Below are 14,571 nucleotides of genomic sequence, written 5' to 3'. Positions count from 1 at the left end.
GCGCACCGGGCGACGGCAGATCCCGTCGAGCGGTTTCCGCCCGGAAATCCGGCGGGCTTAAGGTTGCGGGCATGTTCGGTCTCCGACGCGCGCTGCGCGCCACCCTGTTGGTTGTCCTGGCGGTTGTACTCGCCGTCCCCGGCCTCGCGCAGGCCGCCGCCGCGCCGAACTGGTCCGGTCTGGACGCCCGCTTCTACAGCGGACCGATCCCGGCGGCCGGCACGTTGATCGACACCGTGCCGCTGGCACCGGAATTGTCGGTCGCCGGCGCGGGCGCGGCCTACCGCATCCTGTACTCGACCACCGACCAGCACGGCGCGCCCGCGGTGAGCACCGCGGCGGTGTTCGTCCCGCACGCCCCCGCGCCGGCCGGCGGCTACCCGGTGATCGCGTGGGCGCACGGCACCGTCGGCCTGGGCGACGACTGCACCCCGTCGGCGCTGCCGCGCACCCCCCGCGACAACGAGTACCTGACGCACTGGCTGGACCAGGGTTACGTGATCGTCGCCAGTGACTACGCCGGACTGGGCACCCCCGGGCTGATGAGCTACCTCAACAGCGTGACCACCGCACACGGCGTCATCGACTCGGTGATCGCCGCCCACCGGATGGATATCGCGCTGTCCCCGAAGTGGGCCATCGTCGGGCAGTCCCAGGGCGGTGGCGCGGCGGTGTCCAGTGCGCGCTGGGCAACCGAATTCAGCCAGGGCAGCGGACTGGACTACCGCGGCGTGGTCGCCACCGGCACCCCGGCCAACATCCAGAAGTTCGTCGCGCAGGCCGGCCCGGATCTGCAGTTGCCCGAGTTGGGTCCGGTCGCCAACGCCTACACCGCCTACATCCTCGCGGCGCTGCGGGAGGCCCGGCCCGACCTGGACGTCAACCGGGTGCTCTCCCCGGCCGGCCTGAACGCGGCGGCGCGCGCCGAGACGGTGTGCGTGCACCCGCTCACCGACGAACTGGCGCACCTGAGCCCGGCCGCCATGTTCGATGCGCCGCTGAACTCGATTCCGGGGATCGCCGAGGCGCTCGACGAGTTCATGGGGACGCCGGTGTCCGGATACGACCGGCCGATCTTCCTCGGCGTGGGCCTGCTGGACCGCGACGTGCCGCCGGCCTCGACGCTGGCGTTCTACGAGCAGCTGGACGCCAACAATCAGGACGTCGAGCTGCAGATCTACCCCGAAGAGGATCACAGCGGCACGGTGCTGGCCTCGCTGGTCGATTCGACGCCGTTCCTGCGCAACGCCTTCGGTTAATCCGCCAGGAAGCGGGCGTCCACCGTCGCGGCGACCTCGATGTCCTCCGGGATGAGTTCGACGTCACCGCCACCACCGGCGGTGGCCGCCGCCCGCAGGAACGTCGCGCCGGTGCCACCTTCGGGTTGCAGTGCCGCCCCGAGCATTCCGGCGTCGGCGAGGGCCACCGGCCGTACCGTGCCGAGGTCCAGCGCGTCGGCGTACTGCTGCGCCCGGGCCAGTGCGTCACGCACCGCGCGGGTCCGCGCGTCGGCGATCAGGGATTCCCGCCGGGCCGCGGTGAGTGCCCAATCGACCGATGCCACACGGAATCCCGCGGTGCCTGCGATGTGCTCACCCACCCACCGCGACAACGCCGCAAAGTCGCGGAATTTCACGTCGACCGCCACGCTCGCGTGGTGCACCAGTGGCAATTGCTTACCGTCCTTGTGCCAGGGCCGCTGCGACCAGGTGCGTAGCTGCTCGGCCGACCACCACGTCACCGGCGCCGGGTCACCGCCCTGCAGGCGGGTGACCGAGGCCTTCACCGCGGCGAAATCGTGGGCCACCCGGTCGTAGACCGAACCCATGTCCGGCCCCTCGTAGGCGATGCTCGCGCGCACGGTCCCGCGTTCGGGCGGGTGGAATGCGGAGAACGCGCCCCGCACCGTGATCTCGGTCGGCATGCGCTCAGGGTAACGACCGTGAATGCCGAACGGGCAGGCTCGGCCGGAGTGGCCGAACCTGCCCGACAGGATCGATCAGAACGGCCTCTTCGGGCTGATGGGCACCGTGATGACGGCGAAGTTGGAGGTGTAACCGTTGGACACCGTCACCGTGAAAACGTCGTTCAGGCCGCCGGCGGCCCACGAAGCTCCCCGAGCGGCAGCCGTCGGTGTGTAGGTGAAGCTGCCGTTCGAGTTCATCACCACGGTGCCGCTGACCGCACCGGTGGTGACCGAATAGGTCAGCGGCAGGCCGGCCGGATCGGTCGATGACACCGAGCTCGTCACCCGGCCGTTGCCGGTATCGATCGTGTGACTGCCCTTCACCGGGGCACTCGGCGGCGACGGGTTGGGCGCGATCGGCACGGTGATCGTGGCTAGACCACTGGTGAAGGTGCCGTTGGTGGCGACCACCGTGAACACGTCGGTGGTGACCCCGGCGCTCGCCGCCACCCGGGCCGCCGCCGACGGCGTGTAGGTGAACGCGCCGGTGGCCGCATTGAGAGTGAGCGTGCCGCCCAGCGTCGAGGTGACCACCGTGTAGGTCAGCGGTTGCCCGGCCGGATCCGTCGAACTCACGCTCCCGGTGACCAAACCCGATGCGGCATTGGTGGTCAGTGGCCCGGCCGCCGGCGTGCTGGGCTTGGCATCCACCGCGGTGATCGGCACCGTGATGATCGTCGGCACACTGATGAACGTCCCGTTGGTCGCGACCACCGTGAACGCGTCGGTGGTCACGATACCGAGGCTGGCCAGCGCCATCGATGTCGCCGACGGTTGGTAGGAGTACTGGCCGGTGGAGCTGTTGAACGTCAATGCCCCACCCAGTGTCGAGGTGATCACCGTGTAGGTCAGCGCCTGCCCGGCCGGATCCGTCGAACTCACACTGCCGGTGACCAAACCTGTTGCGGTATTGGTACTTTGCGCCACCGACACCGGCGCGGTCGGCGTCGCGTCCATGGCGGTGATCGGCACCGTGATGATGGCCGGAAGGCTGGGAATCGCACCGTTGTTGGCCACCACGGTGAAGAAGTCCGGGGTCGCCAGGCCGAGGCTCGCGAGCGCCATCGACAACGCCGAGGGCTGATACGTGTAGTTGCCGGTCGTCTCGTCGAAGCTCAGCGTGCCGCCGACCGTCGGGGTGAGCACGGTGTAGGTGAGGGGCTGACCCGACCAGCCGGGTGAGCCGACCTGTCCGGTCACCAGGCCGGTGGCGGTGTTCGTGCTCTGCGACACCGACGTCGGGGCGTTCGGGATGGCGGAGGTGGCCGCGCCGATCGGTACGGTGACGAGCACGTAGTTGGACGCCAGCCCGTTCGACACGGTGACGGTGAAGATATCGCTGATGGGCGCCACGATCGCCGCCAAGCGCGCCGCCTCGGACGGCGTGTAGGTGTACGCGCCGGTCTTGGCCTCGACGACGACCTCACCCAGCAGCGGGTCGATCGCCACCTTGTAGGTCATCGGCAGATTGGCCTGGTTGGAGGCGTTGATGTTGCCGGTGACCACGCCGGTGTCCGGATCCGGCTCGGTCGCCGAGGGCACCCCGGCGACCGGTGGCGCCACGCCCCAGTCGGTCTGCAACTGACGGAACCACGTCCATGCCGCGGCCAGTCCGACATCCAGTTGCGGCAGCGGCGAATTGGTGTTGACCCCGAACAGGTTCAGGATCCCGCCGACGAATTTCAACACGGGGACCGCGATCGCCTTCGGGATCGGCGATGCCGCGGGTTCGGCTGCCGCGGCCACGTTGGAGGCACTGAGCGAGGCGGCCTGCATAGTCGCGGCCCGCTGCACCGAGGAGGTGACCTCGGGGGCGCCCGAACCGGTCTCCGTCTCGACCTGGGCGCTGTCGGCCACGGCGCCGGTCGGGGCAGCTGCCGCGGACGTCGTTTCCGCACCGGCCGTGGACTCGACCGAAAGCCGGTTCTGCAAACCAGATTTCGCGCCGCGGAGATGGCCGGACCGGGTGTTCTTCTTGGGGGCGGCGACCTCCTCTCCTTCAGCCTCCGCACCGAGGGTGTCGGGGTCGGCGTCGATCGGGCCGGAGTCCTTCGGGTCCGGGTTCGTGAGCTCGTCGCCCACCGTGCCGGTGGCGCTCCCGGTCGTGGAGTCCTCGTCGGTGAGCGACGTCTTCGGCGAGTCGGCGGTCGGATCGTTCGAAGGCTGACCACCGGATCCCGAGGACGACTGCGCGCCCGAAGAGCCGTCGGATTGGCTGTTGGCACCCGCGCCGGTCTCATCGTCCGCGTAAGCGACGCCGGTACCACCGGCCAGCGCAGCCCCCAGACCGAGCGTCACCGCGCCCGCGCCGAGCCAGGCATACGGTTCCGGGCGGCCGGTCTTGGCACGATGGTTACCGCGTCGTCCACCCTTGCCCGATCGATTCTTCTCGGCGCCTTTCGGCAACCTATGCCCACCCGCCATGAAGGTCCCCTAACTCCGGTGCTCACGTGCTGTTCAGAAAGTTCGCTGAAGCAACCATCCAGCGACTTGAGTATTAACGTCAGCGTTAGAAGATGGATACGACTACGTCAATTTTGCCGAAAGATCCTCCGATCGGCGTACATCGGGGATAACCCTTATGTTTACGTTCACTGTGCGATTGCCATGTCTCGCCAGATCGGCCGATGGCCACCGCACGCCGGTACCCGGATCGGCGCCCACGGCGCACGGATGCTTTCGAACGGAACTTTGCCGTGATCACGCATACCGGCACAAGATCGAGTGGCGATCCGCAGGCCGCCACCTGCTGAGCGTGTGACCGCCTGCGTCAGCGGGCATACCTAGACCCGGCCGTTGTCTTGTCCTCGCAACCGGGGGTCCTGGTGTCTCGTTACCTGTATGCGCTCGGCAGATTCAGTTTCCACCGCCGCTGGGTGGTCCTGGGTGTCTGGCTGGCCTTGCTGTTGGGGATGGCAGCCGCCTTCGTGGGCCTGCGCGGGGACCCCAGTGACAACTTCACCATCCCCGGCACCGAGTCTCAGCGTGCCGTCGAGCAGTTGCAGCGGAACCTGCCCGCGTTCGCGGGCGCGCAGACCCAGCTGACCATCGCCGCGCCGGAGAATCTCCGGATCACCGACCCCGCGTTCGCGCCCGCCATCGACCGGGCCGTCGCGAACTTGTCCGCCATCCCGGAAATCGCCGCGGCCGCCGGCCCCGCACAGACCCGCCAGATCTCCCCCGATGGGCGGGTCGGGCTGGGCACCGTGCAGTGGAAGGCTCCGCTCGGCGAGGTCAGCGATGCGGCGCTGGCCGAATTGCAAGCGGCCATGGCGCCCGCCCAGGAGGCGGGGCTGCAGGTCGAGTACTCCGGCAGCGTCTATCCCGGGTACCAGGTGAAGCCACCGATGGTGGCCGAGATCATCGGCGTGGTGGCCGCGTTCGCCATTCTGCTGATCACCTTCGGAGCCGTCGTCGCCGCCGGGCTGCCGATCATCACCGCGGGAATCGGGGTCGGTATCGGTCTTTTCGGCATCTACGTCGTCGCGGCCTTCGTGGAGATCCCGTCCGCCACCCAGTCGCTGGCGCTCATGCTGGGTCTGTCATGCGGTATCGACTATGCGCTGTTCATCCTGCACCGCTACCGCAACAATCTGCTGCTGCTGGTACCCCGCGACGAGGCCGCGGCGCTGGCCGTCGGCACCGCCGGTGGATCGGTGGTGTTCGCCGCCCTCACGGTGATCATCGCGCTGTGCGGACTTGCGGTGGTCGGCATCCCCTTCCTCACCTACATGGGTGCGGCGGCCGCGGTGGCGGTGTTCATCGCGATGCTGATCTCCCTGACCTTGCTGCCCGCGATGTGCGGGTTCGCCGGCGGCAAGGTCGCCGCCTTCATCGAGACACCGCTGCAGCCCGGGCGGGCCAAGCAGGTCGCTCAGGTCGCCGCTTACACACCGCAACACACCATGGGCGCCGCATGGGCGCGCTTCGTGGTCCGGTTCCGCATCCCATTGTTGATCGGTGGGATCGGCGTGCTGGTGGTGATCGGATTACCCACCCTCGGAATGCATCTGGGTCTACCCAGCGGAGCGTCACAACCACCGTCCAATACCTCGCGCCAGGCCTACGATCTGACCGCCGAGCATCTCGGGGCCGGATTCAACGGCCCCCTGCTGGTGGTCGCCGACATGTCCGGGGCCACCGACCCGAATGCCGCCGCGGTGATCGCGGTCGGCCTCGACCGAATGCCGGGTGTGGCCCTGGCCGTTCCGGCCGGGGGTGACGATCGCACCGCGGTCATCCAGGTCATCCCGGAGAGCGGGCCCAACGACCTGGCCACCGCCGATCTCGTCCGGCAGATTCGCGCCGATCGGGAAAGCATCGAGAGTGACACGGGGGCAACGATTCTCGTTGGAGGCACTACCGCCTCGAACATCGACACCTCCGACAAACTCGCCGCCGCCCTGCCGATCTTCGTGGTGGTCGTCGTGGGACTGGCCTTCATTCTGCTGACCATCGCCTTCCGCGCGGCGCTGGTACCGCTCACCTCGATCATCGGGTTCCTGCTCTCGGTGTTCGCTGCCCTGGGAGTGCAGGTGGCGGTGTTCCAGTGGGGCTGGGGCGCAGGACTTCTGGGCATAACCCCGGGTGAGACCATCAGCTTCCTGCCGATCATCGTGCTGGCAATCATCTTCGGCCTGTCCAGCGATTACGAGGTGTTCGTGGTGTCCCGGATCAAGGAACAAATCAGTGACACCACCGAGGCGCGCGACGCGGTGCGCAACGGCGTGGGCTTGTCGGCCCGGGTGGTGACGGCCGCCGCGGCGATCATGTTCGGCGTGTTCATCGCCTTCCTGGCCGGCGCCGACCCGATCATCAAGGCCATCGGTCTCAGCCTGGCCGTCGGCGTCTTCCTGGACGCCTTCGTGGTCCGACTCACCCTCATCCCCGCCGTGATGAGCATCCTCGGCGACAAGATGTGGATTCGTTCGAAGTGGTTCGACCGCTACGTGCCCGACCTGGATATCGAGGGCACCACGCTGGAACGGGCCGCCAAGGCGCACGCGGGTCAGCCCAGTTCGACGTCGACGGCCAACGGCCGGTGATCGGAGATTCCGACGACCGGTGCGGTGCAGTTGCGGGTGCACAGCGCGGGGTCGTCGGTCAGGATGTGATCCAGCTGCCGCGACGGCGCCCCCGCGGGGAAGGTCAGCGCGCTCGCCAGGGGTCGCAGACCCGACCACCGGGCCGCCGCATCCGGGGTGAGATTGAGATCGCCGGCCAGGATGTGCGGCCCGGGCAGCCCTTTGAGATCACGCACCAGGCGGCGCAACTGTCTGCGATTCCAGCCGGGCACGAACGACAGGTGCGTATTGGCAACGGACATCGGCCCCAGCGGCGTGTCGAGCTGGGCGATCACCGCGGCCCGGGGTTCCTCGTCGACGACCATGACCCGGTTCGGGCCGGGCAGGTACATCGGGAAACGCATCGGGATCCGCGGTAGCCGCAGTACCTGCCAGCTGGTCGCCGGATACCGGGACAGCAGGGCGATGCCGTAGCCGGCGGTGCCGGGCTGTTCCTCCCCCGTGGCAGCCATCCAGGTGGCACCGGGGGTGCCCGAGATCGCCGCCACGAAGCGGTGGGCGACCGCGCCCATCGCCTCGGCGGCGACCGCGGTGAGGTCCGCACGGCCCGATCGCTGCTGTTCGAGGTCCACTTCCTGAAGCGCCAGGATGTCCGGGTCGAGTCGGCGCACGCATTCGATCAGGCGTGCCGGGTGCACCCCGTCGCCGACTGTCCGGCCGTGCAGGATGTTGAAGGTCGCAATCCGCATGCCGGGTGGGTACCCAGGTTGGATGGCGACTCATGAGGAATTGCGCGAAGCGTTGCGGGCCGCGGCGTCGGCACTGAAGGAGCACGGGCCCAGATTCGCCCTGGCCGGCAGTTACGCACTGTGGGTGTCCGGTGGCCCCGAACCGGTGCATGACGTGGACTTCGTGGTCGCCGAGGTGGACACGGAGGAGGCGGCGACGACACTGGCCAAGGCGGGCTTCCGGATCGAACGGCCCCCCGAGGACTGGTTGTTCAAGGCCCACAGCGGCGAGGTGTTGGTCGACGTGCTGCACCGGATCAACGGCGTGCCGGTGCAGGCCGAGACGCTCGACTGCGCCGAGGAACATGACGTGATCGCCATCCGGATGCCGGTGTTGCCGGTGACGTTCGTGCTCACCCAGAAGCTGCGGGCGCTCAATGAGCACTACTGCGATTTCGCGGCACTGCTACCCGGTGTCCGCGCGGTCCGCGAGCGCGTCGACTGGGCGGCGCTGCGTCGCGACACCGCCGACAGTGATTTCGCGGTGGCCTTTCTGACCCTCGCCGACCGGTTGGGTATCGCCGAGTGATCAGGTGCTCCCCACCAGGTCAGTGGTTGCGTAGTTTGTCGACGAGCTTGTCCTTCGTCAGGCCCGAGTAGCCTTCCATGCCGAGTTCCTTGGCGCGCTTCTTGAGGTCGGCGACGGTCCAGTCCTCGTAGGAACCCGACTTCCCGCCCTTGCGCCCCACCGCGGACTTGCCGCGCGCTGCGGCGGCATTGGAGATGCGGGCCGCCTTCTCCTTGGAATTGCCCTGCTCACGCAGGTCTTCGTACATCTTTTCGTTCTTGATCGACGAGTTCGGCATCGTCACCACCTCTGTCTGCTCGGGGATTGTGCATGGATTCCCCACCGCACCGAGCCCGAAACGCCGACGGCCCGTGACCGCACGTCGCCTGCTGTCCGTCAGCGACGGTATTTGAGAAACAGATAGTCCCCGTGTGTCAGGGCGTGCTGCAGTCGCATGTCTCGCGGGGCGGGCAACGCCGATACCCGGGCGGATTCTCGAACAGGCTGGCTGGCCGCGAGTTTGGGCGCGATCGTGACACAGAGTTCGTCGAGGGCATCCTTTTCCACCAGTTCATCGAGCAGCGTGGGTCCACCCTCACACAGGATGCGCGGCATCCCGGCGGCCGTCAGCACCTGCACCGCCCGGGCAATATCGACGCTGTCCTCCCCCGCATCGAACACTCTCAGGCTCCGATCGCCACCGGCCTCGTCGCCCGATTCGGTGCGCCCGCACGTCACCAGTATCGGCGGCTGGTCCGGATCGTCGGCCAATCTGGACGGGAGATTCCCGGACCGGCTCACCACCGCGATGGGGGGTGTTTCCGGCCGGCCTTCGACCCGCCGTTGTACCCGCTGACTCTCGGAAAGCCTTACCGGTCCGTAATTCTCGGCGCGCGCGGTTCCCGCCCCGACCAGCACGACGTCGGCGAATCCGCGCAGGATGGCGAGTAGTTGCTGGTCGACGGCGTTGGACAGCGGGCCGGCGCGCCCGGCGAAAGCCGCTGCGCCATCAGCGCTGAAGATCATGTTGGCCCGCACACCGTCCGGTGGGTCCACGTAGAAGGCCGCCAGGTCGGTCACGGTGTCCACGGTCGCGAGCACCGGGGGCATCGGTCACGCCTGCTTGCCGGGCTCGATGTCGCGGACGTCATTGAAGGACACCCACGGCCGGTCGCGCTCGGGCGCCTTGCCGTCGATCGGCTCCAGGAGGTGTCCGACGTGGTCGCCCAACTCGACCCGGTCGAGCACCCGCCCGACGAACCAGGCCGCGGCATCGTCGAGGATCGGTGCACCTTGCGGGCCGGCGTGCCACGCGCAGTGGGCGAATTTGTCGAAGTTGTCACCGGTCTTGCTGCCGAACAGCTCGGCCAGGTCCACGTTCTCGCGATCGATCAGATGCACGGCCAGGTGGGTGGCGGTCATGGCGACCCGAAAGGTGTGGTTGCGTTTGGATATGCCGACGAGGAACCGCGGTGGGTTGATGCTCGTCTGGCTGGCGAACCCGACCAGGCAACCCGCGGGATCATCCGCCGGCCCGGCGGTGACCACGAACATCGGATAGTCGAGTGTGGCAACGAGATTCTCGAATGCTTCGCTTCCCGGCGCTGACATGCGGTCTATATGCCCACTGCCCGCGGATCCCAACCGCCGAGGCGGATGGCTCAGGGGGTCGCGGCCGCTGCTCTGGCCCGCTCCCGCAACGAGGCCACCACACCTCCGTCGTTGAGGATGTCGGTGCCGGTGAGGTAGCCGGCTTTGTCACTGACGCAGTAGGCGAACAGTTCTGCCATCTCTTCCGGCCTGCCCCAGCGCGGCACGGCGGCGTCCATCACGAGTGCGCCCGCGCCGCCGGCTTCTTCGAGTCGACCCATCTCGGTGTCCACCGACCCCGGTGACACCGAGACGATGCGCAGCCCGCGACCGTTGAATCGCTCGGCCTGCGCGCTGCTGTACCACTTCACGAAATTCTTGCTCACCGCGTAGGCGATGCCGGAACGCGCTTCGGCGCCGGCGATATCGCAGGCGGCCAGCAGGTCCGCCAGAAACGCCTTCTGGTCGGTGAGCGCGGACGGGAACGCAGCGACCGGGATCAGCTCCTCGGGCATCAGGTGCGCGGCCATCGACGCGACGTTGACGATGGCCCCGCCGTCGGCTGCGGACGCGAAGAAGGCCTCATTGACGTTGAGGGTTCCGATGGCGTTGGTGCGCAGGACGTACTCGGCGTCACCCATCGCGGGACTGACTCCGGCCGCGTGCACAACCGCCGCCACCGGGCCCAGACCGGCTGCGGTCCGGAACATCTCGTCGACCGCCTGCCGATCGGTGACATCACAGTTCACCGCCGTGGCGTCGATCCCGAGATCGCGCATGGTGGCTGCCGCGTCGTCCAGCCGGTCCTGCCGGACGTCACACAGCAGCACCGGGTTGCCCTGCCCGACGATCTTGGCCGTCGCGACACCCATACCGCCGGCGCCGCCTGTGATCACCGTCACTCGACTCATGGGTCCGACGGTATACGAAGACCAGCTAGCAATCCGGTGTGGGGTGCGATCGGCGCGTCAGCGCGCCGCGTCCTGCAGAATCCGGCGCGTCAGCGCGCCGCGTCCTGCAGAATCCGGCGCAACCGTTCCATCGGGTCCCCCTGCCCCGGGTCGAGCCGGTTGCCCTGATCGGCCGGCGGCACACTGCCCGGGGCCGGTGCCGCCGGCACCGTCGCCGGCGGCGGTAGCGAGGGCCTTGGCGCCGGGGGTGGCGGTGGTGTCGCGACCGCGGCGACCTTGCTGTCGAGCCGGGCTGTCGTGTCGGTGTGGGCGTCCAGACAGTCGGCCGGCGCCTGCTCGAGCACGCGTTTGGCGGCAAGGTAGTGATCGACGGCCGGCTGGGCGTCGAAGGTCGCGGCGGCATTGTCGCCCTGCGCCTCCCGTACCACTGCCAGGTTCACCCTTACCGAGCAGGAGTCCCGCTGATCTGTGCGCGCCAGGGCCTGTGAGAACTCTCGGTCGGCGTCGTCCAACCTGCCCTGCAGCGCTGCGGCCGTACCGGCCGCGAAAGGCGCCCTGGCCGGTTCGATGATGTTGACGATGCCCAACACCCCGGCATCGCGCTCGAGGGCGGCACCGTCGGACTCGGCGAAGTGTGACACCGCGGCATTACCCGCGAGCACCGCGGATATCAGTTTGACCGCGAACAACAGCACGATCACCACCACCGGCGCGGAGTACACCAGCAGTCTGCGCCGCGTCGCGGTCACCGGCCGACCGCGATCCGGTCGAAGTGGATGCGGCGCAACCGGCCCAGCGCGCGGTAAAGCTCCAGGAGGATGATCACCGCCGCCGGCCCCGACAGCACCCAGTACAACTCGAGTCCCCGGCCAGCCGGGGCAGTCTCCGCCGACGATCGCTCGCCCGCATCGGCGATCGCCTCATCCAGCGCCGGTGTCCGCTCACGCTGCAGGTACTCGACACCGATCTGGTCTGCCACCGCGCGCAGCCGTGCCGCGCCGGCCGGGCCGTAGCCCACGACCGCACCGCCGTCGACCGCGTCGTCGGGAACCTGGAACTCCCGCTGCGGCACGGTCGAATTCGGTGCGCCCGAGCCGAAGTAGTAGACCAGGTTCTGCGCCTTCGGGAACTGCTGGACGGCGCTGATCAACTGATACCGCAGTACCGTATTCGCCGCGCCGGCATTGGCGGTCGTCTCATCGGCCTGCGGTGCCATCGCGGCGATGATCGGTTGCAGGGTCCACGCATCAGCGGACAGCGGCCAGTCCAGCGACGCGCGGTCGTCGAACCCGATCAGGGCGAATCGGGCCCCGGGGTGGCGCTCGACGACGGCCGCGATGTCGGCCTGTGCGGTCCCGGCGACGGATCTGTCCACGATCAGGAAGACGCTCGGTTCCCGTTCCCCGGCAATCGTGGTCAGGCCCGGCGCCGTGTCACCGATCGCCGGGCGCAGCACGGCCACCAGCAGCAGTGCGGCGGCGATCAACGGCAGGTACCTGCGCCCGGATTCGCGCGACAGGAACACCGCGAGGACCGTCAGCGACGCGGCCGCCGCAAGGAGCACCTCCGGCGTCTCTACCGATGCGGCTCGCGTGTTGTGGTCCGCGTCGGCGGGCGGCGGATGACGTCGGATGTCGCTGAGTTGCGCGGTGACATCGCCGCGGTGATGGACCTGTCCGCCCGTCGCCCGGGCGAGTTCGGCGGGCAGACTTTCCGCGCCGGTGATGGTTTCGTCGGTGATCGCATTGATCTGGACCCCGGCGTCGGCGGCCATCTCGCGCACCTGCTGCGCGGTGAACAGCGTCGGGCCGGCTTCCCCACCCAGCGTCCCCGGCCCGACGTAGATCAGGGATCGGCGCGGCGCGGTATCGGCATCGGTTTCCGTATCGGGAAATCCGGTCAGGCACAGCGCCAGTACATCTTCGATGTTGGCCGCGTAGTCGGTGTAGGACACCGGAGAGACCAGGGGCGCGGCGGTACCGGCGAAGCGCGCTGCGGCGTACTGGTAGTCGCGGGTGAGCGGGACCAGCCTGCGGTTCGCCGAGGTGAGTCCGATCCGTTCGGTCCCGAATTCACCGACCGCGGCCGCGAAGTAACGCAGCGTCGCGTCGACGGCTGGATCGGTTTCCGGACCGCCGACACAGACCATGATGTCCTCGGGCGGGTTGGCCGCGGTCTCTCGCCCTGGCGCGGGAAGACCTGTCGGCCGCGCCGATGCCAGGGTCGCCGCCCCGAAGGCCATGGTCAGTAGCGCGACCACCAGCACCGAAGACCGCAGGTGCCGGCGTGCAGCGCGGGTGTACTCGGGCAGTTGGGTGAGCCGACGAGTATTGGCCAACGGGCGCAACGTCTCCGGCCGGTCTCGTCGTGGCGGCAGCATCGCCGCGGCGATGCATGCCGCCAGGGCGAGGCAGCCGACGATCGCCACTGGCCACCAGATCAGGTCCACTGCCGCACCAATTCCCGAGCCGCTGCGCCCGCGGCGCCGAGGTCGACTGCGGTGTCCGCATTGAACTGGGCGTCCTCCAGATCGGCCAGGATCGGCGCCGCAGGCGCCAGCCTCCCACCCGATACCGACGGGAGGTCCGGGACCTGGACGTATTCGGCGCGCAGGCCGGTGGCGTCGCGCAGGAACCGGCGCAGCTCCGAGCCCAGCGCCGCACCCGCAGCGGCCGGCGTCAGACTACCGGTGCGGAAACGCCTTTCGATTCCGTCGAGGGAACGCACGGTGCGCCGCCGCAACAAGGCGATGCGCGCCGCGTCGAGCACCGACGGCAGTTCCGGCGGCCGGCCCGGCGCGGTCCAGCGGAACACCACCACGTACCAGAGCACCGTGAGGGCAATGAGCACCCCCGCCGCCCACAACCAGGACGACGAGTACGGGGTCGGTCCGATGAGCCGGCCGACAAGATCATCCGGCACGGGTGTACACCCCCGTCATGGCGACCAACGCGGGCATGATTCCGCGACTGGAGGCGATGTAGCTGTGCGGAATCCGCTGCGCGGTCATGAGTTCCGAGAGACGCTCACGGCGGCGCTGTTCCGCCGCCCGGTACGCGGTGATCACCCGCTCGCCGAGGAGGTCCGCGGCGAGTATCGGTCGGCCGTCCGCGACGTCGTAGCCCCTGCCGTTGTCCTCGGCGCTCACCGCGGGCATATCGGCGACCATCGCCCAGAGCAGGTCATGGCGCGCGGTCAGCGGGCGCAGCACGTCACGCAGTCGGTCGTCGATATCCGGTTCGTCGGAGACGACCACGATCAGCAGCGGATGCCGGTGGTGGCGGGCCACCCACTCCAACTGGGTGACGATGTCGCCGGCGCCGGGATCGTCATCGACCATCTGGCTGTACCGGTGCAGCATCCGCTCGATATGGGTCTCACCCCGTCGCAACCGGATCTCGACGCAGCCGCGCCGGTCACCGGCGACCATGCCGATCTCGTCGGAGCGGGGCAACGTGATCAGCCCGACGGCGCCGATGATGTGTGATGCGACTTCGCATTTGCGTTCCCCCGACGGTGTGAGAGCCGAGGCGTTTCGCCCGGTGTCCGCCACGATCAGGATCTTGTGATGCTTCTCGGAGACGAACTGCTTGATCAGGGTGTGACCGGTGCGGGCGGTGGCCTTCCAGTCGATGTCGCGGACATCGTCGCCGGGTACGTAGGGCCGCAGCTCGTCGAATTCCAGGCTGCGGGTGTGCACCAGCGCGTACCGCCCACCGGCCAGCAGGCCCGCACCATCGCGGACGAAGTATGCCTTGGCGGCATCGAGGTGCTTACCCATGAT

Annotated in this window: 14 protein-coding genes; 3 read left to right on the top strand and 11 right to left on the bottom strand. The window is 68.6% G+C overall.

The features are described 5' to 3' along the window. The first annotated feature begins 71 nt into the window (after positions 1-71). Positions 72-1,259: an alpha/beta hydrolase family protein gene (locus K0O62_RS01025; RefSeq protein ID WP_083603736.1), complete on the top strand. Its 1,188-nt coding sequence runs from the start codon at positions 72-74 to the stop codon at positions 1,257-1,259. Here the strand turns inward: K0O62_RS01025 and K0O62_RS01020 are convergent. Further along, positions 1,256-1,924 (bottom strand): SIMPL domain-containing protein, encoded by a 669-nt coding sequence (locus K0O62_RS01020; protein WP_073859434.1) that lies wholly within the window; start codon positions 1,922-1,924, stop codon positions 1,256-1,258. The two genes, K0O62_RS01025 and K0O62_RS01020, sit on opposite strands and share 4 nt — an antisense overlap. 75 nt (positions 1,925-1,999) lie before the next feature. Then, positions 2,000-4,390 carry a cadherin-like domain-containing protein gene (locus K0O62_RS01015; RefSeq protein WP_131817475.1) on the bottom strand — a complete coding sequence of 797 codons (2,391 nt, stop codon included), beginning with the start codon at positions 4,388-4,390 and terminating at the stop codon, positions 2,000-2,002. A gap of 401 nt (positions 4,391-4,791) precedes the next feature. Between K0O62_RS01015 and K0O62_RS01010 the strand changes: the two genes are divergently transcribed. Then, entirely contained in the window at positions 4,792-7,011 is a 2,220-nt protein-coding gene (locus K0O62_RS01010) for an MMPL family transporter (RefSeq protein ID WP_097933683.1), read from the top strand. Here K0O62_RS01010 and K0O62_RS01005 read toward each other — a convergent pair. Further along, the gene (locus K0O62_RS01005) at positions 6,975-7,739 is read right to left on the bottom strand and encodes an endonuclease/exonuclease/phosphatase family protein (RefSeq protein WP_073859135.1); all 765 of its coding nucleotides are present in this window, start codon (positions 7,737-7,739) and stop codon (positions 6,975-6,977) included. The two genes, K0O62_RS01010 and K0O62_RS01005, sit on opposite strands and share 37 nt — an antisense overlap. Before the next feature lie 22 nt (positions 7,740-7,761). Between K0O62_RS01005 and K0O62_RS01000 the strand changes: the two genes are divergently transcribed. After that, positions 7,762-8,307 (top strand): nucleotidyltransferase family protein, encoded by a 546-nt coding sequence (locus tag K0O62_RS01000; RefSeq protein WP_234800281.1) that lies wholly within the window; start codon positions 7,762-7,764, stop codon positions 8,305-8,307. A gap of 19 nt (positions 8,308-8,326) precedes the next feature. Here K0O62_RS01000 and K0O62_RS00995 read toward each other — a convergent pair whose 3' ends face one another. The 8 genes from K0O62_RS00995 to K0O62_RS00960 form a co-directional block, all read right to left on the bottom strand. Continuing rightward, on the bottom strand, positions 8,327-8,584 hold the full coding sequence (locus tag K0O62_RS00995) for a DUF7218 family protein (protein ID WP_073859154.1): 258 nt from the start codon (positions 8,582-8,584) through the stop codon (positions 8,327-8,329). Between the two features lie 98 nt (positions 8,585-8,682). Next, positions 8,683-9,396: a pyrimidine reductase family protein gene (locus K0O62_RS00990; RefSeq protein ID WP_073859133.1), complete on the bottom strand. Its 714-nt coding sequence runs from the start codon at positions 9,394-9,396 to the stop codon at positions 8,683-8,685. Positions 9,397-9,399: 3 nt separating this feature from the next. Beyond that, positions 9,400-9,897, bottom strand: coding sequence for a flavin reductase family protein (locus K0O62_RS00985; RefSeq protein WP_073859132.1), 498 nt, complete (start codon positions 9,895-9,897; stop codon positions 9,400-9,402). Positions 9,898-9,947: 50 nt separating this feature from the next. Beyond that, on the bottom strand, positions 9,948-10,787 hold the full coding sequence (locus K0O62_RS00980) for an SDR family oxidoreductase (RefSeq protein WP_073859131.1): 840 nt from the start codon (positions 10,785-10,787) through the stop codon (positions 9,948-9,950). 89 nt (positions 10,788-10,876) lie between these two features. Further along, complete coding sequence (locus K0O62_RS00975) at positions 10,877-11,536, bottom strand: hypothetical protein (protein ID WP_073859130.1); 660 nt, start codon at positions 11,534-11,536, stop codon at positions 10,877-10,879. Then, complete coding sequence (locus K0O62_RS00970) at positions 11,533-13,236, bottom strand: vWA domain-containing protein (protein WP_073859129.1); 1,704 nt, start codon at positions 13,234-13,236, stop codon at positions 11,533-11,535. The genes K0O62_RS00975 and K0O62_RS00970 overlap by 4 nt, the downstream gene beginning before the upstream one ends. Beyond that, positions 13,227-13,709 carry a hypothetical protein gene (locus K0O62_RS00965; RefSeq protein ID WP_073859128.1) on the bottom strand — a complete coding sequence of 161 codons (483 nt, stop codon included), beginning with the start codon at positions 13,707-13,709 and terminating at the stop codon, positions 13,227-13,229. The genes K0O62_RS00970 and K0O62_RS00965 overlap by 10 nt, the downstream gene beginning before the upstream one ends. Continuing rightward, positions 13,699-14,568: a DUF58 domain-containing protein gene (locus K0O62_RS00960; protein ID WP_073859127.1), complete on the bottom strand. Its 870-nt coding sequence runs from the start codon at positions 14,566-14,568 to the stop codon at positions 13,699-13,701. The genes K0O62_RS00965 and K0O62_RS00960 overlap by 11 nt, the downstream gene beginning before the upstream one ends. Positions 14,569-14,571: the final 3 nt, after the last annotated feature.

It is taken from the genome of Mycolicibacterium diernhoferi (assembly GCF_019456655.1).
In the GTDB taxonomy this organism is placed as follows: Bacteria; Actinomycetota; Actinomycetes; order Mycobacteriales; family Mycobacteriaceae; genus Mycobacterium; species Mycobacterium diernhoferi.
The sequence above is the reverse complement of the archived record's forward strand: the minus strand, read 5'-3'. Positions and strand labels throughout refer to the sequence as shown.